The 24200-nt window shown below is 70.7% G+C and carries 21 protein-coding genes; 14 read left to right on the forward strand and 7 right to left on the reverse strand.

The window, feature by feature from the left end:
• Nucleotides 1–34: 34 nt before the first annotated feature.
• The 5 genes from BM362_RS48995 to BM362_RS17135 all read left to right on the forward strand — a co-directional run bounded on the left by BM362_RS48995 (nucleotide 35) and on the right by BM362_RS17135 (nucleotide 5021).
• Nucleotides 35–409 carry a TetR/AcrR family transcriptional regulator gene (locus tag BM362_RS48995; RefSeq protein ID WP_232791650.1) on the forward strand — a complete coding sequence of 125 codons (375 nt, stop codon included), beginning with the start codon at nucleotides 35–37 and terminating at the stop codon, nucleotides 407–409.
• The gene (locus tag BM362_RS49000; protein WP_232791651.1) at nucleotides 364–681 is read left to right on the forward strand and encodes a hypothetical protein; all 318 of its coding nucleotides are present in this window, start codon (nucleotides 364–366) and stop codon (nucleotides 679–681) included. The genes BM362_RS48995 and BM362_RS49000 overlap by 46 nt, the downstream gene beginning before the upstream one ends.
• Before the next feature lie 386 nt (nucleotides 682–1067).
• Nucleotides 1068–2594: a Re/Si-specific NAD(P)(+) transhydrogenase subunit alpha gene (locus BM362_RS17125; protein WP_067581582.1), complete on the forward strand. Its 1527-nt coding sequence runs from the start codon at nucleotides 1068–1070 to the stop codon at nucleotides 2592–2594.
• A 19-nt stretch (nucleotides 2595–2613) separates the two neighbouring features.
• Nucleotides 2614–4032, forward strand: a complete 1419-nt coding sequence (gene pntB / locus BM362_RS17130; RefSeq protein WP_067581585.1) for a Re/Si-specific NAD(P)(+) transhydrogenase subunit beta — start codon at nucleotides 2614–2616, stop codon at nucleotides 4030–4032.
• A gap of 14 nt (nucleotides 4033–4046) precedes the next feature.
• The gene (locus BM362_RS17135; RefSeq protein WP_067582310.1) at nucleotides 4047–5021 is read left to right on the forward strand and encodes an NADPH:quinone oxidoreductase family protein; all 975 of its coding nucleotides are present in this window, start codon (nucleotides 4047–4049) and stop codon (nucleotides 5019–5021) included.
• On the opposite strand, the gene BM362_RS17140 is transcribed toward BM362_RS17135, so the two are convergent.
• Complete coding sequence (locus BM362_RS17140) at nucleotides 4999–8016, reverse strand: ATP-binding protein (RefSeq protein ID WP_208865227.1); 3018 nt, start codon at nucleotides 8014–8016, stop codon at nucleotides 4999–5001. The genes BM362_RS17135 and BM362_RS17140 overlap by 23 nt on opposite strands.
• 81 nt (nucleotides 8017–8097) lie before the next feature.
• Between BM362_RS17140 and BM362_RS17145 the strand changes: the two genes are divergently transcribed.
• Nucleotides 8098–9276 (forward strand): MFS transporter, encoded by a 1179-nt coding sequence (locus BM362_RS17145; RefSeq protein ID WP_093573775.1) that lies wholly within the window; start codon nucleotides 8098–8100, stop codon nucleotides 9274–9276.
• A 337-nt stretch (nucleotides 9277–9613) separates the two neighbouring features.
• Nucleotides 9614–9904, forward strand: coding sequence for an MmyB family transcriptional regulator (locus BM362_RS17150; RefSeq protein ID WP_143132441.1), 291 nt, complete (start codon nucleotides 9614–9616; stop codon nucleotides 9902–9904).
• Nucleotides 9905–10085: 181 nt separating this feature from the next.
• Here the strand turns inward: BM362_RS17150 and BM362_RS17155 are convergent, their stop codons facing one another.
• The 3 genes from BM362_RS17155 to BM362_RS17165 are packed head-to-tail and all read right to left on the reverse strand — an operon-like array spanning nucleotide 10086 to nucleotide 13350.
• Nucleotides 10086–11141 carry an LLM class flavin-dependent oxidoreductase gene (locus BM362_RS17155; RefSeq protein ID WP_067581594.1) on the reverse strand — a complete coding sequence of 352 codons (1056 nt, stop codon included), beginning with the start codon at nucleotides 11139–11141 and terminating at the stop codon, nucleotides 10086–10088.
• Nucleotides 11138–12394 (reverse strand): LLM class flavin-dependent oxidoreductase, encoded by a 1257-nt coding sequence (locus BM362_RS17160; RefSeq protein ID WP_093573777.1) that lies wholly within the window; start codon nucleotides 12392–12394, stop codon nucleotides 11138–11140. The genes BM362_RS17155 and BM362_RS17160 overlap by 4 nt, the downstream gene beginning before the upstream one ends.
• A complete protein-coding gene (locus BM362_RS17165) occupies nucleotides 12391–13350 on the reverse strand; it encodes an LLM class flavin-dependent oxidoreductase (protein WP_093573778.1) in 960 nt (319 codons plus the stop codon). The genes BM362_RS17160 and BM362_RS17165 overlap by 4 nt, the downstream gene beginning before the upstream one ends.
• Nucleotides 13351–13454: 104 nt before the next feature.
• Here BM362_RS17165 and BM362_RS46265 point away from each other — a divergent pair, with 104 nt between their 5' ends.
• Nucleotides 13455–13661, forward strand: a complete 207-nt coding sequence (locus BM362_RS46265; RefSeq protein ID WP_157904912.1) for a hypothetical protein — start codon at nucleotides 13455–13457, stop codon at nucleotides 13659–13661.
• Nucleotides 13658–14737, forward strand: a complete 1080-nt coding sequence (locus tag BM362_RS17170) for a YeiH family protein (protein WP_095213421.1) — start codon at nucleotides 13658–13660, stop codon at nucleotides 14735–14737. Before BM362_RS46265 ends, BM362_RS17170 begins: the two co-directional genes overlap by 4 nt.
• 502 nt (nucleotides 14738–15239) lie before the next feature.
• Here BM362_RS17170 and BM362_RS17175 read toward each other — a convergent pair.
• Nucleotides 15240–15446, reverse strand: coding sequence for a hypothetical protein (locus BM362_RS17175; protein WP_067581607.1), 207 nt, complete (start codon nucleotides 15444–15446; stop codon nucleotides 15240–15242).
• Nucleotides 15447–15459: 13 nt separating this feature from the next.
• The gene (locus tag BM362_RS17180) at nucleotides 15460–16830 is read right to left on the reverse strand and encodes an aspartate aminotransferase family protein (protein WP_093573779.1); all 1371 of its coding nucleotides are present in this window, start codon (nucleotides 16828–16830) and stop codon (nucleotides 15460–15462) included.
• Between the two features lie 1396 nt (nucleotides 16831–18226).
• Between BM362_RS17180 and BM362_RS17185 the strand changes: the two genes are divergently transcribed.
• Complete coding sequence (locus tag BM362_RS17185) at nucleotides 18227–18904, forward strand: LysM peptidoglycan-binding domain-containing protein (protein ID WP_067581613.1); 678 nt, start codon at nucleotides 18227–18229, stop codon at nucleotides 18902–18904.
• A gap of 1106 nt (nucleotides 18905–20010) precedes the next feature.
• Here BM362_RS17185 and BM362_RS17190 read toward each other — a convergent pair.
• On the reverse strand, nucleotides 20011–20865 hold the full coding sequence (locus tag BM362_RS17190) for a helix-turn-helix transcriptional regulator (RefSeq protein WP_067581616.1): 855 nt from the start codon (nucleotides 20863–20865) through the stop codon (nucleotides 20011–20013).
• 78 nt (nucleotides 20866–20943) lie between these two features.
• Between BM362_RS17190 and BM362_RS17195 the strand changes: the two genes are divergently transcribed.
• From BM362_RS17195 to BM362_RS17210, 4 genes are all read left to right on the forward strand, one after another.
• Entirely contained in the window at nucleotides 20944–21681 is a 738-nt protein-coding gene (locus tag BM362_RS17195) for an SDR family NAD(P)-dependent oxidoreductase (protein WP_067581619.1), read from the forward strand.
• A 26-nt stretch (nucleotides 21682–21707) separates the two neighbouring features.
• On the forward strand, nucleotides 21708–22448 hold the full coding sequence (locus tag BM362_RS17200) for an SDR family NAD(P)-dependent oxidoreductase (RefSeq protein ID WP_067581622.1): 741 nt from the start codon (nucleotides 21708–21710) through the stop codon (nucleotides 22446–22448).
• Between the two features lie 31 nt (nucleotides 22449–22479).
• Nucleotides 22480–22827, forward strand: coding sequence for a BlaI/MecI/CopY family transcriptional regulator (locus tag BM362_RS17205; protein ID WP_067582313.1), 348 nt, complete (start codon nucleotides 22480–22482; stop codon nucleotides 22825–22827).
• A gap of 122 nt (nucleotides 22828–22949) precedes the next feature.
• Nucleotides 22950–24122 (forward strand): L,D-transpeptidase, encoded by a 1173-nt coding sequence (locus BM362_RS17210; RefSeq protein WP_093573780.1) that lies wholly within the window; start codon nucleotides 22950–22952, stop codon nucleotides 24120–24122.
• The last annotated feature ends 78 nt before the right edge of the window (nucleotides 24123–24200 follow it).

Consider the following 24200-nt stretch of genomic DNA (forward strand, 5'->3'; position numbering starts at 1 on the left):
CGCTCCGAGCGGAATCCCTGTTCAGTGGCTTATTATGAGCAAAAGCTCACTGCCGTCGAGGAGGTTCGGGAGGTCCGGAAAGCGGCTCCGGCCGCGCCCGGAACCCCAGCGGGTGCGCGGCGAGCCGACCCGGCAGCGGATCCTCGCGGCCGCCGCGCGGATTTTCGCCGAGCGGGGCTACGCCGCGGGTACCACGAACCGCATCGCGGAGCGGGCGCCGGTGTCGATCGGGTCGCTGTACCAGTACTACCCGGACAAGGACGCCATCCTCGTCGCGCTGGCGGCGCGGAAACCCTGCGCCGCCACCGGGAAACCGCCGGGCCGCCGGAGACGCTCGACGGGGCGCTCCGCGAACTCGTGCACGTGGCCGTCCCCAACCACCTCGACGATCCGCAGTTGCTGGGCGTGACGGCCGACCAGGCCCCGCGTTCGGCGGAGTCGCTGGAGCGGATCGCCGACGTGCGCGATCTGCCGGAGCGGTCGCCGGAACCGATCGTGTCCAATGTGGACATGGCGGCGCGGATCGTGGTGAACACGGTGGAACTGCTCGTGCACAAGCTGATCGCCGGTCCGGAGCCGCTCGACCTTCCCGCGTTCGAGGACGCGCTGAGGGCCATGCTGACCCGCTACGCGACCGCGGGCTCCGAGCGGAGCAGCGGATTGCGCCGCCCGGTCGGCTGAGCCAGGGGAGGCCGGTTGTCAAGTGGCGGACATCACTGCGGACCTCGTGATCGATCCGGCGGCCGGGTCCCCGGGCCCGCCCCCGGCAGCGACGGCCGGGGACCGGCGAGGCGGTTCAACCGGGTAGTCGGCGGTTTCCCGGCTCGCCGCCGCGGCCCGGGAAACCGCGCGGGGGACCCGGCCGCCGCGACCGGCCGGGGCTATGACCGTGATCTCGTCGCACTCGCTGTCGAAAAAGGGGCTCCGGTTGGCTGCCGGAGGCCGGGCGGCATGGGAGTATCCAGCGCATCTGTACCTGAAGCGGGCGAAGTCGGACCAGGTGGCGACCCCAAACGCCGTCAGGCCCGGCCGGCGGATCTTCCGCGAACGAGCGGGAAGGAGACAGCATGCTGATCGGGGTGCTCAAGGAGGCCCAACCGGGGGAGACGCGCGTCGCGGCGACCCCGGAAACGGTGGGCAAGCTGCGCGGGCTGGGCTACGAGGTGGCGGTGGAGCCGGGCGCCGGGCTGGCGTCGGGGTTCTTCGACCAGGCGTATGCGGACGCGGGCGCGGCGGTCGGGTCGATCGTTGAGGCGGACATCGTGTTCGGGGTGAACGCTCCCTCTTCCGAGCAGCTGGACGCGGTGAAATCGGGCGCGACGGTGGTGAGCTTGCTGGCTCCGGCGTTGAAGCCGGAGCTGGTGGAGGATGTGGCGAAGCGGCCGATCACGGCGTTGGCGATGGACGCGGTGCCGCGGATCAGCCGGGCGCAGTCGCTGGACGTGCTGTCCTCGATGGCGAACATCGCCGGGTACCGCGCGGTGGTGGAGGCGGCGCACACGTTCGGGCGGTTCTTCACCGGGCAGGTGACCGCGGCGGGCAAGGTCAACCCGGCCAAGGTGCTGGTCGTGGGCGCCGGGGTGGCCGGGTTGGCGGCGATCGGCGCGGCGGGGTCGCTGGGGGCGATCGTGCGGGCGACGGACCCGCGCCCGGAAGTCGCTGATCAGGTGAAGAGCCTGGGCGGGGAGTATCTGTCCATCGAGGACCCGAACGCGGAGGTTTCCGCCACCGGGTACGCGAAGGAGATGGGCGACGACTACAAGGCGCGCGAGAAGGAGCTGTACGCGACGCAGTGCGAGGACGTCGACATCATCGTCACGACGGCGTTGATCCCGGGCCGTCCGGCGCCGCGGATCATCACCGGCGAGATGGTGGCGTCGATGAAGCCGGGTTCGGTCATCGTGGACATGGCCGCGGTGAACGGCGGCAACGTCGAGGGTTCGGTCGCCGGCGAAAGCATCGTCACCGACAACGGCGTGACGATCCTCGGCTACACCGACCTCGCGGGGCGGCTTCCGGCGCAGGCGTCGCAGCTCTACGGCACCAACCTGGTCAACTTGATGAAGCTGATGACGCCGGAGAAGGACGGCCAGCTCGTGGTCGACTTCGACGACGTGGTGGTCCGGTCGATCACGGTGGTGAAGGGCGGCGAGCTGACGTGGCCGCCGCCGCCGGTGCAAGTCTCCGCGGCTCCGCAGAAGCCCGCGGCGGCGCCGGAGAAGAAGGAGGAACCGGAGAAGCAGCCGATGTCCCCGGGGCGTCGGCTCGGGCTGGTGCTGGGGGTCGCGGCGGTGTTCCTGCTGCTGGCGGCGTTGGCTCCGGCGGCCCTGCTGCCGCATCTGACGGTGTTCGCGCTGGCGATCGTGATCGGCTACTACGTGATCGGGCACGTGCACCACGCGCTGCACACGCCGTTGATGTCGGTGACGAACGCGATTTCCGGGATCATCGTCGTGGGGGCTCTGCTGAATCTGGTCAGCGGCAACACGGTGGTCGTCGTGCTGGCGGCGGTGGCGACATTGCTGGCGACGATCAACATTTTCGGCGGGTTCGCGGTGACCCGCCGGATGCTCGCCATGTTCTCCCGCAGCTGACCCGAGAGGCCTTCTTCAGATGACTGTGCACACTGCGAGCCAGGCCGCCTACATCGTGGCCGGGCTGTTGTTCATTCTCGCGCTGGCCGGGCTGTCCCGGCACGAAACCGCGCGGGTCGGAAACTATTTCGGCATCGCCGGGATGGTCGTCGCGTTGATCGCGACGATCGCCCAAGCCGTCACGGGGGAGATCACCGGGACGTCGATCGCGTTGATGATCGTCGCGATGGTGATCGGCGCCGGGATCGGGCTGCGCCGGGCGGCGGTGGTCGAGATGACCGGGATGCCCGAGCTGATCGCCCTGCTGCATTCGTTCGTCGGTCTCGCCGCCGTTCTGGTGGGCTGGAACGGCTACCTGCAAGTGGAAGCGGACCCGTCCGGCGGGGAAGCGGCGCATCTCGGCAGCCTCGGCACGGTGGGGATCCACCATGCCGAGGTGTTCATCGGGGTGTTCATCGGGGCGGTGACGTTCACCGGGTCGATCGTGGCGAACCTGAAGCTGTCGGCGAAGATCAAGTCCGCGCCGTTGATGCTGCCGGGCAAGAACTTCCTGAACCTCGGCGCCCTTGTGCTGTTCGTGGCGTTCACCGCGTGGTTCGTCGCCAGCCCGGCGCTGTGGCTGCTGATCGTCGTCACCGTGCTCGCCCTCGCGCTCGGCTGGCATCTGGTCGCCTCGATCGGCGGCGGGGACATGCCGGTGGTCGTGTCGATGCTGAACAGCTACAGCGGCTGGGCCGCTGCGGCGTCGGGCTTCCTGCTGGAGAACGACCTGCTGATCATCACCGGCGCGCTCGTCGGTTCCTCCGGTGCGTACCTGTCCTACATCATGTGCAAGGCGATGAACCGGTCGTTCATTTCGGTGATCGCGGGCGGGTTCGGGATCGAAGCCGGACCGTCCGGCGACAAGGATTACGGCGAGCACCGCGAAATCAACGCCGAGGGCGCGGCGGAACTGCTGACGGCCGCGTCGCGGGTGATCATCACGCCGGGCTACGGGATGGCGGTCGCGCAGGCGCAGTACGGGGTGGCGGAGCTGACCCGGAAACTGCGCGACAAGGGCATCGAGGTCCGCTTCGGCATCCACCCGGTGGCCGGACGCCTGCCCGGCCACATGAACGTGCTGCTGGCCGAGGCGAAGGTCCCGTACGACATCGTGCTGGAGCTGGACGAGATCAACGACGACTTCTCCGACACCGACGTGGTGCTGGTGATCGGCGCCAACGACACCGTCAACCCGGCCGCGGCCGAGGACCCGGGCAGCCCGATCGCGGGCATGCCGGTGCTGACGGTGTGGGAAGCGGAGAACGTCGTCGTGTTCAAGCGGTCCATGGCTTCGGGGTACGCGGGCGTGCAGAACCCGCTGTTCTTCCGGGAGAACTCGGCGATGCTCTTCGGCGACGCCAAGGACCGGGTCAACGACATCCTCGCCGCGCTGTGAACCAGGAGAAACGCATGAAAGCCGTACACATCAAGGATCTCGAAGGCCCGTCGACCGTTTCGGTAGCCGAAGCCGACGCGCCTTCGCGTGCCGGGGACCAGGTGCTGATCGACGTGCACGCGGCCGGGGTGTCGTTCCCGGATCTGCTGCAGACGCGCGGGCTGTACCAGGTGAAGCCGGAGTTGCCGTTCGTCCCGGGCGCGGAGGTCGCCGGGGTGGTGGCGGCGGCTCCGGACGGCGCGGCGGTCAAGGCCGGGGACCGGGTCGCGGCGCTGCCGTTCCTGGGCGGGTTCGCCGAGCAGGTCGCGTGCGCGGCCGACGCGGTGTTCCCGATCCCGGACGAACTGGGCTTCGACCAGGCGGCGGCGATTCCGTTCAACTACCTGACCGCGCATTTCGCGCTGTGCCGGCGCGGCCGGATGGCGGCCGGGGAGACCGTGCTGGTGCACGGCGCGGCCGGCGGGGTCGGCACGGCGGTCATCCAGGTCGCGAAGGCGTTCGGCGCGGGCAAGGTGCTCGGCGTGGTGTCGACGCCGGAGAAGGGCGAGACGGCGGTCGCGGCCGGGGCGGACGAGTACGTGCTGGCGGAGGGCTTCAAGGACGCGGTGAAGGCGTCGACCGGCGGCCGCGGCGTGGACGTGATCGCGGATGTGGTCGGCGGCGACCGGTTCACCGATTCGCTGCGCTGTCTGGCCGCGGACGGGCGGATGCTGGTCATCGGATTCACCGGCGGGTCGATCCCCGAGGTGAAGGTGAACCGGTTGCTGCTCAACAATTTGGACGTCGTGGGTGTCGGCTGGGGCGCGTACGCGCTGCCGCGGCCGGGGTACTTGCCGGGGCAGTGGGCGGAGCTGCTGCCGAAACTGGCTTCCGGGAAGATCGTGCCGCCGCTGGGCGGGAGCTACCCGCTGGCCGAAGTGCGGCAGGCGTTGGAAGCCATCGAAAACCGGAAAGCGATGGGGAAACTCATCCTGTCTGTGCGGCCATAGCTGCTGCGGCGTCGACCGGCAACTGGGCGCCCCGATCGAACATCGCGCCGAAGGCGGATTCGCCGAGGACGGATCGGGCGGCCTCGGCGATCCGGTCGACGTCGCCGCGCTCGGCGGGCGGGAGCGGTGCGCCGGCACTGCGCCGCGCGGCGTCGGCGGCGCCGAGCAGCAACGCCGCGGTTTCCGGAACCACCGTGCCCGCTAGCCCTTCCAACGACAGCGCGAAAGCACGTGGCTCATCGAGCATTCGCGCGTACTCCAGGCCTTGCCGGTGATACTTCTTCGCCCGCACTGGATCTCCCCGGAGTTCGGCGATGAAACCGAGTTCCGCGTACCGCAAATGGTCGCCCGCCGTCGAGGACAGGCCGCGGTATTCGTCGCGGATGCGGGTCAGGCGGCGTTCTGCGGCGTCGAGGTCCCCGGAGCGGCGGGCACCCAGTGCGAGGCCCATTTCGGCGTGGATCCGGCCGTAGGCGTAGCCGTGCGCGGCGGCGCTGCGGAGAGCTTGTTCGTGCAGGTCGCGGGCTCGGTGCCAGTCGCGTTCGAGCAGCGCCAGGCGGCCGAGGCCGGACAGTCTCGCGGACACTTCCGCCTGCAAGCCCAGTTCGCGCGCGATGGCCAGTCCTTCGTGCTGGCGGCGCGCGGCTTCGGCGTAGTCGCCCTTGATTTCGGCGAGCGCGGCCAGTGGCGGGATGGTCTGCATCTCGCCCCACCGGTCGCCGAGGCGGCGGAAGATCTCCGCGCTGCGCAGACCGTCGCGGCCGAGCCCGGCGAGATCACCGCGGACCAGGCTGAGCATCGCGCGCAGGCCGAGCGCCGCGGCGACGCCCCATTCGTCGTCGCCGGCAGCTGCCAGGGCACGGGCGTTCACCTCGTGGCTGGCGTCGAGGTCGCCAACGCTGAACAGGCTGTAGGCGCGCAGCCATAGCGCGCGGGCGCTCTCCGGGGAATCGGGCGGGGCTTGTTCGCCGGTCAGCAGGGCGAACGATCCAGTGAGGACAGTGAGATCCGGAGTGGGCCCGGCGACCCGCAGCACGGCGGACAGCATCCGGCGGCCTTCAGTGAGCCTGCCGCGCAGCAGCCACCACCAGGACAGCGCTGTCGCGAACCGCACCGCCTCGGCGGGCGACCGGCAGACGGCCTCGTCCAGAGCCGCGCGCAGGTTGCCTGCTTCGACGTCCAGCCGGGCCAGCCAAACCCGTTGCCCGGCACCGTGCAACTGGGCTTTTTCGGCGATCTCCAGATAATGGCGCAGGTGCCTTTCGCGGGTGACAGCCGGATCCGCCACCCGCTCGACGGCATACGCGGCAACGGATTCCAGCAGCCGGTACCGGATCCCGGCCGGTCCGTTCGAGACGGACACCAGCGACCGGTCGACCAGCCGGAGCACGAGATCGACCACGTCGCCGTCTCCCGCGCAGACGGCTTCGGCGGCGGCGAGATCGAAACTGCCGCGATGGACGGCCAGTCCGCTGAGGACGGTCCGTTCCGGCTCGCTGAGCAGCTCCCAGCTCCAGTCGAGCACCGCGCGCAAGGTCTGCTGCCGCGCCGGAGCGCCGCGCGGTCCTCGGGTCAGCACGGCGAACCGGTCGTTGAGCCGGGCGGCCAGTTCCCGCACGCCCAAGCCGCGTACGCGGGTCGCCGCGAGTTCCAGCGCGAGCGGGAGGCCGTCGAGGCGACGGCAGATCTCGGCGATCGTGCCGGCGTCGCCGGCGAAATCCGGGGCGGCGGCGGTGGCGCGCTCGGTGAACAGCCGCACGGCGTCCGCGGGCGACAGCGGTTCGACCGCGAACACGGTTTCGCCCGGCAGACCGAGCGGTTCCTGGCTGGTGACGAGAATCCGCAGGTGACGGGTCGAGCGGAGGAGCGCTTCGACGAGTTCGGCGGCGGCCTCGACGACGTGCTCGCAGTTGTCCAGGACGAGCAGCATCCGCCGGTCGCGCAGGGCGGTGGCGAGCCGTCGGGCCGGGGAGGCGGCGTCGGCCGAGTCGCGGATTCCGAGCACTGCGGCGACCGTCTCGGCGAGGTCAGCGGAACCGCGAGCGGAGGCGAGTTCGACTAGCCAGGTGCCGTCCGGGAAGCGTCGTGAGTGCTGATCACGGTGAGAACCGTGATCAGCACTCACGACGCCCACTGCCAGCCTGGACTTGCCGACCCCGCCCGGCCCGGTCAGCGTCACCAGCCTGGCCGGCAGCTCCCTCAGCCGGGCGAGCGCGTCTTCCCGGCCGATCAACGGCGTCAACGGGCGGGGGAGGTTGCCGCGTGGTTCGGCAGCCAGTCCGGGGTCTTGGCGGAGCAGCGATTCGTACAGCGCGCGCAGCTGCGGGCCCGGATCGACGCCCAGCTCCTCGGCCAGGCGGGTGCGGAGATCGGTATAGGAGGCAAGGGCTTCGCTCTGCCGTCCGCGCAGGTACAGTGCGCGCATCTGCGCTGCGCGCAAGCCCTCCCGCAGCGGATGCCGCGCGATGACGTCCGCCAGATCGTCCGCGGGGGAGCAATCGCCTGCTTCGACCTGGGCTGTGGCTTGTTCTTCCACCGCGGCCAGGCGTAGCTCGGACAGCCGGTGCGCGGCCGGTCTCGCGAACTCCTCGTCGGCGAAGTCGGCGAACGGCTCGCCTCGCCACAGGTCCAGGGCTTCGGCGAAGCACGCCGCCCGGGCTCGGGGATCCGTCGTCGCGCGAGCCTGGGCGACGAGGTCGCGGAACTGGGCGGCGTCGGAATGGCCGATCCGCAGCCGGTAGCCCGCCGGTTGCCGTTCGACGCCTTCCCGGCCGACGATCCGGCGCAGCTGCGACACCTTGGCCTGCAACGCGCCTGCCGGTTTGCCCGGCGGGCGAGCGCCCCAGAGGTCCTCGATCAGCCGGTCCGGGGCGACCGGCCCGCCGTCGTGGGCCAGGAGCGCTGCGAGCAGCGCCCGTACTTTCGCTTCGGGCACGGCGACCGGTGCGCCTGTCCCGTCCCACACCGCGAGCGGGCCGAGCACCCCGAACCGCATGCGTCGCCCCTCGTTCGCGCCGTCAGATCACCGTCAGCCGATCGTAAGCATTCCCGAAGTCCCGGTCCGCATGGTGGGCGCATGAGCCCCACCTCAGCCGCCGTCGCGCCGACCCGGCGGCTTCCGCTTTTCGCGCTTCTGTCCCTCGCCACCGCGGTGTTCGTCACCAGCCTCACCGAGACGCTGCCCGCCGGTCTGCTGCCCGCGATGAGCGCTTCGCTCGGCGTCAGCGAATCCGCGACCGGGCAGACCGTCACCGGCTACGCGCTGGGCACCGTGCTGACCGCGATCCCGCTGTCCACGATCACCGCGGGCTGGCGACGCAAACGGTTGCTCCTGACCGCGATGGCCGGATTCGCCGTGGCCAACACCGTCACCGCCGTGTCGTCGGAGTACAGCCTGACGATGGTCGCGCGGTTCGTCGCGGGCGTCGCCGCCGGTCTCGCATGGGCGCTGCTGGCCGGGTACGCCCGCCGCCTCGTCGCCCCCGCTCTGCAGGGCCGGGCCATTGCCATCGCCATGGCCGGGATCCCGGTCGCGCTGTGCCTTGGCGTGCCCGCGGGGACCTTCGCCGGCCAGCTGACCGGCTGGCGCACCGCGTTCCTCGCCATGACTGTGCTCACGCTGGTGTTGCTGGCCTGGATCGCCGCGGCCGTGCCGGACTTCCCCGGCCAGCCCGGGGGAGCGCGCCCGAAGATGCTGCCCGCTCTGCGGATCCCCGGAGTCGTGGCGGTCCTGCTCGTCACGCTGGTGTTCGTGCTGGCGCACACCGTGCTGTACGCCTACCTCGCGACCTTCCTCACCGGCCTCGGCATGGGCGGCGACACCGACTTGGTCCTGCTGACCTTCGGCCTCGCCTCGATCGCGAGCATCTGGATCGTCGGCGCGCAGATCCACCGGCGGCTGCGGTCGCTGACGGTCGTCAGCGCGCTGCTGGTCGCCGTCGCCGCAGCCCTGCTCGCGACCGGACCCGCGCTGGTTTACGCGGCTGCCGTGCTGTGGGGGCTCGGCTGGGGAGGGGTGCCGACGCTGCTGCAAACCGCGGCCGGGGAGGCGGGCGGCGAGTCCGCGGACACCGTCCAAGCGATGCTCGTGACGCTGTGGAACGCCGCGATGGCCGCTGGCGGCGTTGTCGGCGGAGTGCTGCTCGACGCGGCTGGCAGCAGTTCGTTCCCCTGGGCTGTGCTGGCGTTGATGGCACCGGTCCTGGCAGTCGTCCTGCTCGCGCGACGACACGGCTTCCCGCCGCAACACGCTTGACGTCGCGGTCGCGGGCGATCTTGGACGGAACCGTGCCAGAGCCGGTGAACACCGACGTCGGAAGCTATCTGCGACGGATGCGCGAACGCCTCCAACCCGCCGAAATCGGCCTGGTCAGCCGCGGTTCCCGGCGAGTGCCCGGATTCCGGCGGGAGGTCGCCGCGCTCGCCGGAGTCAGCTCGACCTACCGCGCCCGGCTCGAACAAGCGCAGACCGCGCACGCGTCGCCGGAAGTCCTGTCCCGCGATCGCCCGCGCGCTGGACCTGAGCGCGGCCGAGGAAGCGCACCTGCTCGACCGCTCCCGCCCTGCCAGCGCGCCCGGCCACGACCGACGTGGTGACCCCGCAAACCCGCATGCTGGTGAACACCCGCGGCGACGCGGCGGTCGCGGTGCCGAATTTCCGCTGCGACATCCTGGCGTGGAATTCGCTGTTCCGCAAACTGTTCGCCGGCCACCTCGATTTCGCCGCGCCGGACGGGGAACGGCCGAATTTCATCACACTGAACTTCCTCGACGAAAATGTCCGCGCGCTGTACGCGGACTGGCCGCTGGAGGCGCGGCAGAATGTCTCCTGCCTGCGCTACCTCGCCGGGGCCGCCGGCGCGACCCGCGACTGGGCGAGCTGATCGGCGAGCCGACGATGGCCAGCCCGGAGTTCGCGAAACTGTGGGTCGGCCAGACGGCCGGGCAAGGCGGCGAGGTCGGTCACGTCTCTCGATCTTGCGCGGCGGCGGAAGCGGTGTCACTGGATATCCGGGCCGCCGCTGCGCCGGTTCCGCCGGACCTGCGCGGCGAAGGGGTCGCCACTCACGAGGCGCCGATGGACGGCCACGGCGGTCCTGGGATCGCCCGGCGCAACGCCGGCGCGACCTCGGCCTGGAACAGCTCCAGCGCGGCACGGTGTTCCCGCGGTGTCCGGCCGTCGCGGTCGGCGGACAGATGCGTCACGCAGTGGCCGAACTGTTCGTGGTAGCGCAACACTTTCTCGGTGACCTGGGCAGGACTGCCGATCAACGCGGAGCTGCGCTCGACGAAATCCGCCAAGGTCGGGAAAACCGGTTCCTGGCCGAGCTTGCGCTGGAGCGCCAGCCGGGCCTCGAAGATCGGCCGGTACGCGTCGAGGGCGTCCTGCGAACGGCCGGCCAGGTGGAATCCGGCCGTGCCCGCGCCGACCACGGCGTCGGCCGGGTCGCGGCCGTGGAAGGCCCAGCGCCGGCGGTAGTGCCGGATCAGCTCGGCGTACGGTTCGATCGGGTTGGTGACGTTCGCGGAGAACAGCGGATCCCCGTGTTTCGCGGCCAGTTCGACGGATTCGCGGCTGGTGGCGCTGCCGTGCCAGATGCGGATCGGCTGCTGCAGCGGACGCGGCCACACCTCCGCCGCGGTGAGCGGCGGGCGGAACCGGCCGGACCAGGTGACCCGATCCGCCTGCCACAGCTTGCGGAACAGCTCGTAGCCCTCGGCGTTGCGGTCCCACTGGTCCTCGGGGGCGACATCGAACAGCTCGCGCTGGGCGGAGCCGTTGCCCTTGCCGATGATGAGTTCGAGCCTGCCGCCGGAAAGGTTGTCCAGCATCGAGTAGTCCTCGAACGCGCGCACCGGGTCGAGCAGGCTGAGCGTCGTGACCGCGGTGAACAGCCGGATCCGGCGCGTGCGGGCGGCGATGTGGCTGAGCACCACCGGCGGGGAGGACGACAGGAACGGCCGCTCGTGCCGTTCGCCGACGCCGTAGCCGTCGAAGCCCAGTTCCTCGGCGAGTCCGGCGTTTTCGACGACCTCCCGCAGCCGTGCGCCGGGGGCGGCGAGTTCGCCGGTGACCGGGTCGGGGGTGTGCGTGATGAGGGTGATGAGCAGGAACTTCACGGCAGCTCCAGATGTTCGCGCAGCGTCGACCCGGTGTAGGTGGTGCGGTACACCCCGCGTTCCTGCAGTTCCGGCACGAGCCGGTCGGCCACCTCGTCGATCGAGCCGGGAACAAGGTGCGGGCTGAGGTTGAACCCGTCGACCACCCGGTCGGCGGCATACCGGGCCCATTCGTCGGCGACCTGTCCCGGCGTCCCGACGAACGAGTGGTGCCGCGGTTCGACCTCCAGCACCAGTTCGTGGATCGACAGGTTCTTCGCCTCGGCGAGATCGCGCCACTGCCGGATGCGCTCGAGTTTCCCGGTGCGGTGCTCGATCGAAATCGTCCCCCGCGAGGGGTCCAGTTCCCCTTCGGCCGGTTCGATGTCCGGCAGCGGGCCGTGCGGGTCGTAGGCCGACAGGTCCTGGCCCCAATACTGTTCGAGGAACGCGACGGCGCGCTGCGGGTTGATCTGGCGGCGGCGGATTTCCTCGGCGCGCTCAGCGGCGTCGGCCGGCGTGTCCCCGAGTACCACTGACGCGCCCGGCAGAATGCGGACCGCGTCGGCGGACCTGCCGTGGCGGGCCAGCCGGGCCCGCAGGTCGCTCGCGTAGGCGGCGGCCTTGTCGTAGGCGGTGTTCGCGGAGAAGACCACGTCGGCGTGTTGCGCGGCGAGTTCCCGGCCGCCGGGGGAATCGCCGGCCTGGAACAAGACCGGACGGGCCGGCGGCAGCGTCGGTTCGGCGCGCAGCCGCACCAGGTCGGTGTCCGCCTCGACGGGGCCGGTCCACAACGCTTTCACGGCTTCGACGAACTGGGTCGCGCGTTCGTAGCGACGCTCGTGCGCCAGCCAGCCGCCGTGCCGGAAGTTGGCCCCGGTCCAGGCGTTGTCGGTGGTGACGATGTTCCATCCGGCCCGCCCGCCGGAGAGATAGTCGAGCGAGGCCAGGCGGCGGGCCAGGTCGGCGGGGTAGTTGTAGGTGGTGTTCTGCGTCGCGACCAGGCCGATTTTCGTGGTGGCCCCGGCGAGCGCGCTCAGCTGGGTGATCGCGTCCGGACGGCCGGCGACGTCGAGGGCGTGCACGCGGCCGCGGTTCTCCCGGACCCGCAGGCCCTCGCCGAGGAAGAACGCGTCGAAGAGCCCGCGTTCCATCGTGCGCGCCACCGACACGTAGGTCTCGATCTCGGTGTGCGCCGCGTTCGACGGGTCGTCCCACCGGAACTGCGGTCCGACGCCGGGGTAGAAGACCCCGAGGTGCAGCTGCGCGGTCATGCGATTCCCTTCGACGACCCGGCGAAGCGGTTCTCGGGGCGCGGGAGGCCCAGCGTCGTGCGCAGGGTCGCGCCCGGTTCCGGCGGAGCGTGCAGGCCTCGCCGGCGCAGCTCCGGGAGCACTTCCCGGCTCAGCAGCGGCAGGTCCGCCGCGCCGGGGTGCAGGCGCACGCCGTCTAAGCCGAGCTGTTCCAGCACCGTGACCAGACCGGCGGGGGAGCCGGTGTAGCGGGCGCGGCCCTTCGGTGCCGGGGCGGCGGAATCGAAGCGGACTTCCAGCTCGCCGAACAGCAGGGGAGCCTCGGCCGGGCGAGACCGCTGGAGGTCGTCGGTGAGCACGATGTCCGGCCGGACGTCGTCGGCGAACTCCTCCGCGGCCAGCACGACGAGGCTGCCCTGCGGCGGCCGCGGCGTGATCAACGGTCCTTTGACGGAGAAGGTCTCCCCGGTGAAGTCCACGTGGTGGACCTTGTCCGGGTCCAGGTAACGGCCGGTCGCGAGGTCTTTGACGACCGCGTCGTCCTCCCACGAGTCCCACAGCCGCCGGACCGCCTCGACCACGTCGGCCACCTCGTGGCGGAGATCGTCCGGCTCCGCGCGGCCGACCGTCGCGAGCGCCTCGGGAGTGGCGGCGGCGCCGACGATCCAGGCGGCGCGGCCGTGCGTGGCGTGGTCGAGGCTCGCCAGCTGGGCGGCCAGGTGGAACGGTTCGGCGGTCAGCACGTGCGACGTCGGGGCCAAGCCGATGCGGGAGGTCCGGGTGGCGGAATAGGCGGCGCGGACGGTGGCGTCGACCCGGAATCCGCCGGCGGGCGGGACGGGTGCGTCGTCGAAGGTGGCGAACGTGTACCCGGCGCGCTCGGCGTCGGCGACGACCTCCGCCAGCGCGCGCGGGCTGGTTCGCTCTCCGTCGCTGTCGAGTTCGACCGCGAGGTGCAAGGTTTTCGATGAACTCATGCGGGCACTGCCCCCTCGATTCGGTTGTGCCAGAGGTAGCCCGGATCCGGGGTGCGCCGCACTGCTGCTCAGGATGTGGGCGTCCGCGCGGTGTTGTTCCGCCGATGTCCACAATGGAGTGTTCCCAGCTGGTGGACGTCGAGGACCAGCGCGGCCGGTCCGCCTACAGTCCTGCGGTCATGAGTTCAGATGCGAAACCGCGAGGCTCCGCGCGGATCAGTGCCGACTGGGCCGCGGTGCTGGTCGCGGCCGTTCTGGTGGCATTGGCCGCGTTCGGCGTGCTGCCGGCGATCCCGTTCCTCGTCAAATGACCGCCGCGCTGGAGGGCCGCCGCGCGGTGCCCGCTGTCGTGCGATACCTGCCGGGGCTTCTGCTGCTCGCCGCGGTGGGCATCGCGGGAACGCTGGCGCAGAACGGGATCCGCAGCCTCGGCCACGCGACCGGGACCGCGCTGCCGGACATCGAATACGTGCTGTGGGCGATCGTCCTCGGACTGCTCATCCGCAACACGATCGGCGTCCCGGCGCTGTTCCGCCCCGGGGCCGGGACCTACGAGTTCTGGCTGAAGACCGGCATCGTCCTGCTCGGCGCCCGGTTCGTGCTGGGCGACCTCGCCAAGCTCGGCGGGTTCAGCCTGGGCCTGATCCTGGTCGACATGGCGGTGGCGACCACCGTGATCCTGGTGGTGGGCAAGGCTTTCGGCCTGGGCGGCAAACTGTCGTCGCTGCTGGCGATCGGCACCTCGATCTGCGGCGTGTCGGCCATCATCGCCGGCCGCGGTTCCATCGACGCCGACGACGAGGACACCGGCTACGCCATCGCCGCGATCCTCGCACTGGGCGCGGTCGCGTTGTTCACCTTCCCGGCGATCGGGCACGCGCTGAACCTGACCGACACCGAATTCGGCCTCTGGGCGGGACTCGCCGTGGACAACACCGCCGAGACGACCGCGACCGGTGCGGCGTACTCCCCGCACGCACAGGACGTCGCGGTCGCGGTGAAAAACACGCGGAACGCGTTGATCGGGCTGGTCGTCCTCGGTTATGCGGCGTACTGGTCCACGCGCGGCGGCAAGGCGGTCGCGAGCGGGGTGAAGGGCCGCGCGGGCTTTGTGTGGCGCACCTTCCCGAAGTTCGTGCTGGGCTTCATCGCGGTCTCCGCGCTGGCGACCGCGCACGTGTTCACCAAGGCGGAGGTCGCCAACCTCGGGAATCTCTCGAAATGGGCGTTCCTGCTGTGCTTCGCCGGGGTCGGCCTGAACTTCGACCTCCGTCAGATGGCCCGCAGCGGGTTGCGGCCGTTGGCGGTGGCCGCGCTCGGGCTGGTGGTGGTCGCGGTGTGCTCGCTGGGGCTGGTGCTGGTGTCGTCGCAGTGGTTCAGCTTGTGACCGGGTAGGCGGGGCTCACCTCGGCAGGGTCGGGATCCCGTTGGCAGGCAACGCCGACGGGCTCAGCGGCAGGTCGAGCTGTGCCGGGGTGTCCCCGTCCGCCACCTGCGTGACGTTCTCCGGCACGACGGACGTGGCCTGTCCGAGCAGCTCCGGGCTCGACCCGTGGACCTGCCCGACCGCGCCGGCCGGCGTCTGGTTGTACTGGCCGGTCGTGGCGACGGTGCCGCCGGGCTGGCCGTGCGCGACGTTGTCGCCCTGCGCGTTCGGGACCCGGGAACTGCACTGGGACTGCCCAGCGCGCGTCGACCGCGCGGGGCGCCCGCGCCGCTGGTTTGATGTCGTGGTTGTTCCGGTAGGTCTGGTGCTGGTTCGAACCGGCGATCTGGACCGGTACCGCCAGTTCGGCCTTCGCCCGGTTGCCGCGCGAGGGATCGCTCGGCCTGAGTGCCGGCGGGCCTTGCTCGGGACAGGCGTGGCGCCCACTTCCTTGGCGGCTGGCTTAGACGCGCTGCTTGCCTTGGGCGGCAAGGCTTTCTGGAGCGGTCCGGCGAGCGACTTCGTCCTGGTGGCCAGGCAGCCTCGGTTGCCCGAGGACGGTGTCGCCGAGGTCGATCGGCACGGTGACCCCGGTGCCGATCGGATTCGCCTGCTTGTCCGGACCGGTGTCGTCGGCGGCCGAGGTGATGCCGGTGCCGAGGACGACCAAGCCGCCCGAGGGGTCAGCGCGCTTCCCGGGTAGCCGAATCGAGCGCGGCCAGCAGGATTCCGGCGGCCGTGCGCACGACGTCCGCGGTGACGTTGAGCGGCGGCAGCAGCCGGACCACGCTGTCGCCGCGTCCGCCCAATTCGACGATGAGCCCGCGGCGCAACGCGTGGTTCTGGACGGCCAGCGCGAGTTCCGAGGCGGGCGCTCCGGTGCGCGGGTCGGCCAGTTCGATGCCCCACATCAGCCCGGCGCCGCGCACGTCCGTCACCCACGGATGGCTGGCCAGCGGGGAAAGCAGTTCCTCGAACTGGTATCCGCGCTCGACGACGTTGTCCAGCACGCTGTCGCGGTTGACGACCTCGATCGCCCGCGCGCCCGCGGCGAAGGCGAGCTGATTGCCGCGGAACGCGCCGGCGTGCGTGCGGGGAGCCCAGTTGTCGAGGCGCTCGTCGTAGATGATCAGCGAGACCGGCGAGCCGATTCCGCTGAGCGCCTTGGACGCGACGATCACGTCGGGTTCGATGCCGTAGCGCTCGAAGGCGAACCAGGTCCCGGTCCGGCCCCAGCCGGTCCGCAGTTCGTCGACGATCAGCGGGATGCCCAGCTCGCGGGTCAGCTCGCGCACCCGGTGCACGAAATCCGCCCGCGCCGGGACCACGCCGCCCTCGCCCTGCACCAGCTCGAGCACCACCGCGGCGGGCAGCGGGAGGCCGCAGTCGGGGTCGTGCAGCGAGCGTTCGAGCAGGTCCGGGCAGGTCGCCGCGCAGGTGTCCGGAGCGTGGCCGGCCGGGCAGCGGGGGCAGGAGGAGTACGGCGGGTAGTGCGTGCCGGGCAAGGCGTTCGCGCTCGGTCGCCGTCCGGCGAGCCCGGTCAGGCCGAGCGCGGCGTGCGCGCTGCCGTGGAACCGGCCCTGGAACGACACGACGCCGCCGCGTCCGGTCGCGGTTTTGCACAGCTTCAGCGCGGCTTCGACGGCGTTGGTCCCGGCGGGTCCGCAGAAGTGCAGTTTCATTCTCGGGCGCAGCGCCTCGGGCAGCATCGTGAGCTGGGCCTCGGAGAACTCGTCCTTGACCGGGGTCGCGAAGTCGAGCGCGTGGGTCAGCTTGCTCAGCTGCGCGGTCATGGCCGCGACCAGTTCGGGATGGTTGTGCCCGAGGGAGAGCACGCCCGCCCCGGCGAGGAAGTCGATGAAGACGTTGCCGTCGGCGTCGCGCACGAAACTTCCCGCGCCCTCGGTGATCGCGATCGGCAGCCGCCGGGGACCGCCGCGGGCGTTCGGTTCCCGGCGGTCCTGCCGGGCGAGGTACTCGGCCGAGCGCGGACCGGGCAGATCGCAGTGGACGGCGGGGCCGGTGAGCGGCGCGGGATGGTCGAGGATGGTCATCTGGCCTGTTCTCCCCTGACAGTGGTGGTGGCGCGGCCGGATCCGGCCGCCGGGAGCCCGCCCCGGTGCGCGGCGGTCTTCCCCGTGAAAAGGGCGTTCGGGGCGAACTGTTCCCGCTCAGTGCGCGGGGAGAGCCGCCGGGCGCGTTTCGCCGGTAAACGGAGCAGTCGTTCTCGCGGTATTGCGTTGCCGTGCCCCGGACAGAATGCTTCGGTTTCGGCCCGGGGATGCGTTTCGCCGGCGTCGCACCGCGCGTCCGTCATGCACTTCTCCTCCTTTTCGCAGGGATTCGCGGGCCGCTGGAAAAACGGCCGGCGACGGGGGAAACGGTTTGTCGCGAGCGGAGGCGGGGGAGGGCGGCGCTGGGCGCAGCCCTCCCCGGTCGACCTCACTGGAATACCGCGGGGCACAGCGTAGCGCAGCCGGTTCCGGCCGACCGGCGCGCCGGACGGCACCGGATCGCGTCCGGCTCCGGAAAGAAAAGAAACGGCCGGGATGCGGCAATCCCATGCGCCGGGAGAGTGAACGCGGCGATTTCGCGGAGTTCGCCGTACTGGGCTGAACGACTGAATGTGCGACGGTGTTCGCGACGGTGCGAAACGGACCGTGAATATTCACGGTCCGTTTCCGGCGAGTGAATCGGGCCGGCGGACCGCATGGTGGGATGCCTTTCCGGACGGTCGCGGGCGGGTTCCGGGATATGTCGGCTGCGGGAAATACCGAGGTTTCTGGCGTGTTTCTGACTTTTTCGCCGTCCGGATCCGGTTGCGGGTGCTGTTTCCGCTGGGGAAAGGCGGCCGACTGCGGTTTCGGCGGCAGGGCTCGACGGGAGGGCGGCGATGGTGGTCCAGACCATGTCGGTGATCCGGACCGGCGGCCAGCTGGTCCAGGCCACCGGCGGCGGGTGCCGGTCGCGGGCGCGCCCGGGGGAGCGGGCCTGGTCCGGCGGGGCGTGCGCGGCCGGGTCCGGGTGTCGTAGTGCGGAGTGAACGAGATCCGCGAACCTGTGTTTATCTCGACCGCAATAGTCATAGTGCATACGTATCGCTAACATTATCTACGGTGGGAAACTTGCCAACTATGACGAAAAGGACTTGATTTTGCGGGGGGTGTGTCGGGGAATCCTTGCTGTTGAGCTGTGATTCATTTACCAAGTGGCGCACTCTGCGTATGACGCACCGTCGCCCGACTGCTACGCGCCGAGGCGATCTGTGTCCGATCCCACTGCCTCTGTACACCTGCTGTTTCCGTTTCGTAATCTTCTCGAGCTTTTGCGGTGACCTGCGATCTACCCCGAGGATCAGCGACCCGAAGCCGCCGCGTGCCGTCGCGGCTCGCTGCCTGGTTCAGGCGCGAGGACGGTGGTGCGGTGTGACAGCGAAGGAGCCCACCCACCGTGGGACGGCACAGCAAACCCAGCAAGACGAAGACAGCTCTCCAGCGCACCGGCGCGACCGCGGCTCTCGCGGGCGCCACCCTCGGCGGCATCGGCCTCGCCGGGGCGGGCACGGCCAACGCCTTCCCCGGGCAGGCCGGCATCGTCAAGTGCGAGAGCAGCGGCAACCCGGCCGCGGTCAACAACACCGCGGCGGGCCAGCGCGCCGGTCGCCCCGCCGGCCTGTTCCAGATCGTCACGAAGACCTGGCTCGCGAACGGCGGCGGCCAGTTCGCCCCGACTGCCGACAAGGCCACGCCAGCGCAGCAGCAGATCGTCGCGGACCGGATCTACGCGAAGCAGGGTTCGGCCCCGTGGCAGTGCCGCGGCGGCTCCGGACCGGCGAGCTACGCCGACTTCGGCGGCGACACCTCCGGCGGCTCCGCCGAGGTCGAGGCCGTGGCCGCGAAGCCGAAGGTCGAGGTCAAGGCCCAGGCCAAGGTCAAGTCCGCGCCGAAGCACGCCGCGCCGTCCTCGAACCCGGGCGGCAGCTACACCGTGGCCGCCGGAGACACCCTGTCCGGCATCGCGAAGAACCTGAACGTCGACGGCGGATGGCAGCACCTGCAGCAGCTGAACGCGAAGCACATCCCCGACGCCAACCTGATCCTGGTCGGCCAGAAGCTCGTCACGAAGTAACCCGCCGAGGCCCCGGCCGGGCTCGCGCCGCTTTCCCCGGGCGACGCGACCCGGCCGGAGGCCGCCGGTGCACGCGCGCGAAAGTGCGCTCGGGCACCGAACGCGCGCCCCGGCGGCCGGCGTGCGGAGCGGGCGGGCCTGCTTTGTGGGAACACAGGCCGGTTCGCGCCGCACGCCTTGCCGCGAGGCCGGAGAGCGCTGGCCGTTCTCGGCGTGTTGGGCGGAGGTTTTCGAGTGCGTGACGCCTGTGCTTGGGTGCTGCGCGTGCTGTGTGGGACGGCGGGCCGGTTCGCGCCGCACGCCTTGCTGCGAGGCCGGAGAGCGCTGGCCGTTCTCGGCGTGTTGGGCGGTTGAAGGTGCTTGGGCGGAGGTTTTCGAGTGCGTGACGCCTGTGCTCGGGTGCCGCGCGTGCTGTGTGGGACGGCGGGCCTGTCCGCCCCGCATGCCTTGCCGCGCGAGGCTTTCGAGCGCACGGCCGCCGTCGCGGTTCGAGGACTGTCTGGCCGGTGCGTTCGGCGAGCAGAGTCGGAAACACGCTTGGACCAGGGAGCGGGAACGCGGCGAAGCCTGTTCGCCGCCGTCGTTGTGCTCGGCTGCGTGCGATCGGCTGTTGTTCGATGGAGCACCGCGAAGAATCCCGTGGCAGCGCGGCGCGTTGAGCAGCCGCCGACGTGATTTGTGGCGCACGGTCGTCGGTGCGCTGACCCTCGTCGGGCTCGTCAGATTGCAGTCGCTCTGGCGGCAGACCAAAAAACGTACCCGCGCTGCTGGGCGGCCCGCGCTGCCGAGCCGGTGGCTCCCAACGCAGTGCGAGTGGCCGCATTGCGCGGCGGCTGGAGGCAAGCCTGGTCGCCCGGATCGGCGCGTACCTCGGCGAACGCGCCGGACGACCGGTGCACCTGACTAACTGCTCGTCTGGCGGCGGACGTGCGAAAACTCGTCGAGCGCGTTCCGGCGGACCGGACGATTCTGCCCGACGTACCGAAGAGTGCTTGCCGAGGTCGCAAACCAGGCGAGAATCGCCCGCGCGTTCCGGAAAGCCCGCCGGTTCGAGGTATTCGCCGCCGACTTCACGCACGTGGACTCACGCGGTCACCAGATTTGGTTCACGGCTTTCCGCCCGCATCTGGACGTGCTCGTTGAGCCCCGGTGGCAGACACCCGCAACGGAACGCTCCGCAGCAACGACAGCGCATCAGCACTGGGACTGCCGGGCTCAGCCTGATAGACGATCAACTGCTGCCCAGGCGCACCGCGCACGTCGAATGCCTGATAGGTCAGCGTCAGCGGCCCGACCGCCGGATGCACGAGCTGCTTGGGCTCGCGGGTTTTCCCCCGCACCTGATGGGTTTCCCACAGCGTCCGGAACTGCTCGCTGCCCTCGCTGAGTTCCGCTGCCAAGCGCGGCAGGGCCGGATCTCCCGCCGCGGCGCGCAGGTTCGCCACGGTGGCCTGGGCTGTCCAGTCCCAGCGGGCGTAGAACTGCCGTCCCGCCGGGTCGAGGAAGGTCATGCGGGCCAGGTTGCCGGCCGTGCCGAAGGGGGAGAACAGGGCGTCGGCGAGGGTGTTCGCGGCAAGGATGTCCAGGACGCGGTTGAGCACGAACGCGGGCGCGTGCGGGTAGCTGTCCATCAGCTGCCGCAGTTCGGGGCTCACGGTCTGGGGAGCGGGGGAAAGCAGGTCGGGCGGGGTGGCGCCGGCGAGGCGGTACAGGTGTTCGCGGGCGTCGGGGTCCAAGTCCAGTGCGCGGCTGAGGGCGTCGAGCACCTGTGGTGACGGGCGGGTTTCCCGGCCCTGTTCCAAGCGCGCGTAGTAGTCGACGTTCACCCCGGCGAGCACCGCGACTTCCTCGCGGCGCAGGCCCGCGACCTTGCGTCGGCCGGAATAGCGCACGCCGGCGTCCTCCGGGGAGCGTTGTGCGCGGCGTGCTCGCAGGAAGTCGCCCAGTTCCGTACTGCCCATGCAGACCAGGGTAGGCGGCGGCTGGGTGGGTGTGGCACGTCCTGTCAGCGAGACTCGCCGCAGCCGAGACTGGTCGGCATGACGAGAGAATTGGCGGGAAAGGTCGCCCTGGTCACGGGTGCCGCGCGCGGGGTCGGTGCGGCGACGGTCGCTTGGCTGCACGCCCGCGGGGCACGAGTGCTGGCCACCGACATCCGGCCCGAGGTCGAACAGCTGGCCCACGACGGCGTGGCGGTGCTGGTCGGCGATGTGTCCGAAGAGGATGTCGCGGTGCGGTCGGCGGCCGCGGCGCTTGAGCGGTTCGGCGGGCTCGACATCCTGGTGGCCAATGCTGGTCGTTCGGTGAACAAGCCGGTCACCGAGACGACTGCGGCGGACTGGGACGAGGTGATGTCCGTCAATGCCCGCGGAGCGTTTCTGCATGCGCGCGAGGCATTTCGGGTGATGCGCGACAACGGCGGGGGAGCGATCGTCACTGTCGGGTCGTTCGCCAGCACGGTGGGGCTGGCCGAGGCGGCGGCGTACAGCGCGTCGAAAGGAGCGCTGGCGCAATTGACGAAGGTGCTCGCGCTGGAAGGCGCTCCCCACGGAATTCGCGCGAATGTGGTCGCTCCGGGCGTGATCGAGACAGATCTGCTCGACACTTTCCGCGCCGACAGCCGGGCGTATCTGCGGTCCTTCGGCGACGCCCATCCGCTCGGCAGGGTCGCGCAGCCTGAAGAAATCGCCGAGGTGATCGGCTTTCTGGCGTCGCCGCGGTCCGCGTTCGTCACCGGTGCGGTCGTCGCTGCCGACGGCGGCTACACCGCGGCTTGATTTCCCTCCGACGAAAGGAATATCCCATGCGGCTCAGCGGCAAGGTCGTGTTGCTCACCGGAGCGACCGGCGGGATCGGGCAAGCCACCGCGGAACTGTTCGCCCGCGAGGGAGCCAGCCTGGTCGTCACCGATGTCGGCTCCGAAGCCGTGGAGAAGCTCGCGGCGCGGCTGGAGACCGACGTGCTGGCCGATCGGCTGGACGTGTCCTCGCCGGAAAACTGGCGCGAAACCGTCGAACGGACCCGGCGGCGGTTCGGCCGCCTCGACGTTCTGGTCAACGTCGCGGGGATCGTGGACTGGCCGGGCATCGAGGAGACCGCCCCGGACGCCTGGGACCGGGTGATCGCGGTCAACCAGACCGGGACCTGGCTCGGGATGAAGACCGCGATGCCGCTGCTGCGCGCTTCCGGCAACGGATCGGTGGTCAACACCTCCTCGGTGCTGGGCCTGGTCGGCAGCGGCGCGGCGGCCGCTTACCAAGCGTCCAAAGGGGCGGTGCGGTTGCTGACCAAGACCGCCGCGGTCGAGTACGCGACGCGCGGCGTCCGGGTCAATTCGGTGCATCCGGGCGTCATCGCCACGCCGATGATCCAGGACCTGCTCGACGAGCAAGGCGACCAGCAGCCCGACATCGTCCGCACGCCGATGCGCCGCGCGGGCAGCCCGGCCGAGGTCGCGCACGCGATGCTGTTCCTGGCCAGCGACGAATCCTCGTTCGTCACCGGAACCGAACTGGTCGTCGACGGCGGGCTCACCGCGTACTGACACCGGACAGGCGAGCCCTAGGATGCGGGGCGTGCAGGGACTGGGCGAGCTGGAATCGGCGGCGATGGACGTCCTGTGGCGGGCGGGCGACCCGCGCACGGTCCGCGAAGTGCTGGAGGCGCTGAACCGGGACCTGGCCTACACGACGGTGCTCACCGTGCTCGATCATCTGCACAGCAAGGGCTGGGTGGAACGCGAGAAACGCAGCCGCGCCTACTGCTACACGCCGGTGTCGTCGCGAGAGGAAGCGGCGGCACGCGCTATGCGGAACCTGCTCGCCGACGCGGGCGACCCCGAAGGCGTGCTGCTGCATTTCGCGCGGTCGGCGTCCGAGCCGGAGCGGGAGGCGCTGCGGCGCGGGCTGCGGCTGCGTTCGTGACCGCCGCGGCGGAATCCCCTTCGCCCGGACAACCACCACCTGGACAGCGACTCCCGCCCTGCTCCGCCCCTGACCGGTATGACTACTATGTCCGGTAGTAAGCGCGAACGGGGGCAGATCAGGTGCTGGGGAGAAAAACGCAGATCATCGCGGGGATCCTCGCCGGGCTGGCGCTGACGGCGGCGTGCACGTCCGCACCGGACCCCGGTCCCGCCGCCGGAAACGACCAGAAGACCAGCGCCGCGCCGGTGCCCGCGACCCTCGACCTCGGGCCGAAGGACGGCTCGAACGACGTCGCGCCCGGTGAACCCGTCACTGCGGTGGCCAGCGGGTCCACGCTCAGCGAAGTCACCCTCGCCGCCGCGGACGGCACCTCGGTTCCCGGCGAGACAGATGCCGCGAAGCAGCGCTGGAACAGCAGCAAGCCCCTGGAATACCGCACGAAGTACACGCTCACCGCTCGCTCCGTCGGCGCGGACGGCAACCCGGTGACCCGCACGAGCACCTTCACCACCGCGACCGCGAAGGCGCAGGCGTACCCGTCGGTGATCCCGCTCGACGGCGAGACCACGGGCGTCGGCATGCCGATCACGATCAAGTTCTCCGCGCCGGTCGCGGACAAGGCCGCGGCCGAGAAGATGCTCACCGTTACCTCCGACAAGCCCGCCACCGGGGCGTGGCGCTGGTTCGGCGACGACGAGGTGCACTACCGCACCAAGGAATACTGGCCCGCGTACTCCACGGTCACCCTCGACATCAAGATCGCCGGCCGCGCGCTCGGCAACGGGGTGTTCGGCAAGGCCGACCGCAAGATCGGCTTCAAGACCGGCCCGTCGATCATCTCGAAGGTGTCCGACAAGGAAAAGCAGATGCGGACCTACCAGGACGGCCAGCTCGTCCTGACGTCCCCGGTCAGCCTCGGCAAGCCGTCGGCGCGCAGTGTTTCCGGAACGATGCTGATCATGACCGTGCAGTCGCCGTACACGATGGACTCCAGCACGTACGGCGTGCCCACCGACTCGCCGGGCGGCTACCGCACCACGGTCAAGTACGCGCTGCGGCTCACCAACTCCGGCCAGTTCCTGCATTCGGCGCCGTGGTCGGTCCGGCAGCAGGGGCGCACCAACACCTCGCACGGCTGCCTCAACGTCAGCGTCGAGAACGCGAGGTGGTTCTACGAGAACTCCCATCGCGGGGACGTCGTGGTCGTGACCGACACCGGCGCGGACCTCAAACCGGGCGACGGCTGGACCGACTGGCGCTTCAGCTGGGACGAATGGCGGAAGAAGGTCTGAGCCGGCCTGGCTTCAGGTCGGTGAAGGGCTCCTCGCGGGAATCGGATTCCCGCGAGGAGCCCTTCACCGACGGCGACC

This window comes from Amycolatopsis rubida, assembly GCF_900115345.1.
GTDB lineage: Bacteria > Actinomycetota > Actinomycetes > Mycobacteriales > Pseudonocardiaceae > Amycolatopsis > Amycolatopsis rubida.

Coding starts and splice junctions, on each gene's coding strand:
- BM362_RS48995 (WP_232791650.1), top strand. CDS start 35: ATGAGCAAAAGCTCACTGCCGTCGAGGAGGTTCGGGAGGTCCGGAAAG.
- BM362_RS17125 (WP_067581582.1), top strand. CDS start 1,068: ATGCTGATCGGGGTGCTCAAGGAGGCCCAACCGGGGGAGACGCGCGTC.
- pntB (WP_067581585.1), top strand. CDS start 2,614: ATGACTGTGCACACTGCGAGCCAGGCCGCCTACATCGTGGCCGGGCTG.
- BM362_RS17135 (WP_067582310.1), top strand. CDS start 4,047: ATGAAAGCCGTACACATCAAGGATCTCGAAGGCCCGTCGACCGTTTCG.
- BM362_RS17140 (WP_208865227.1), bottom strand. CDS start 8,016: ATGCGGTTCGGGGTGCTCGGCCCGCTCGCGGTGTGGGACGGGACAGGC.
- BM362_RS17145 (WP_093573775.1), top strand. CDS start 8,098: ATGAGCCCCACCTCAGCCGCCGTCGCGCCGACCCGGCGGCTTCCGCTT.
- BM362_RS17160 (WP_093573777.1), bottom strand. CDS start 12,394: ATGACCGCGCAGCTGCACCTCGGGGTCTTCTACCCCGGCGTCGGACCG.
- BM362_RS17165 (WP_093573778.1), bottom strand. CDS start 13,350: ATGAGTTCATCGAAAACCTTGCACCTCGCGGTCGAACTCGACAGCGAC.
- BM362_RS46265 (WP_157904912.1), top strand. CDS start 13,455: ATGTCCACAATGGAGTGTTCCCAGCTGGTGGACGTCGAGGACCAGCGC.
- BM362_RS17170 (WP_095213421.1), top strand. CDS start 13,658: ATGACCGCCGCGCTGGAGGGCCGCCGCGCGGTGCCCGCTGTCGTGCGA.
- BM362_RS17180 (WP_093573779.1), bottom strand. CDS start 16,830: ATGACCATCCTCGACCATCCCGCGCCGCTCACCGGCCCCGCCGTCCAC.
- BM362_RS17190 (WP_067581616.1), bottom strand. CDS start 20,865: ATGGGCAGTACGGAACTGGGCGACTTCCTGCGAGCACGCCGCGCACAA.
- BM362_RS17195 (WP_067581619.1), top strand. CDS start 20,944: ATGACGAGAGAATTGGCGGGAAAGGTCGCCCTGGTCACGGGTGCCGCG.
- BM362_RS17200 (WP_067581622.1), top strand. CDS start 21,708: ATGCGGCTCAGCGGCAAGGTCGTGTTGCTCACCGGAGCGACCGGCGGG.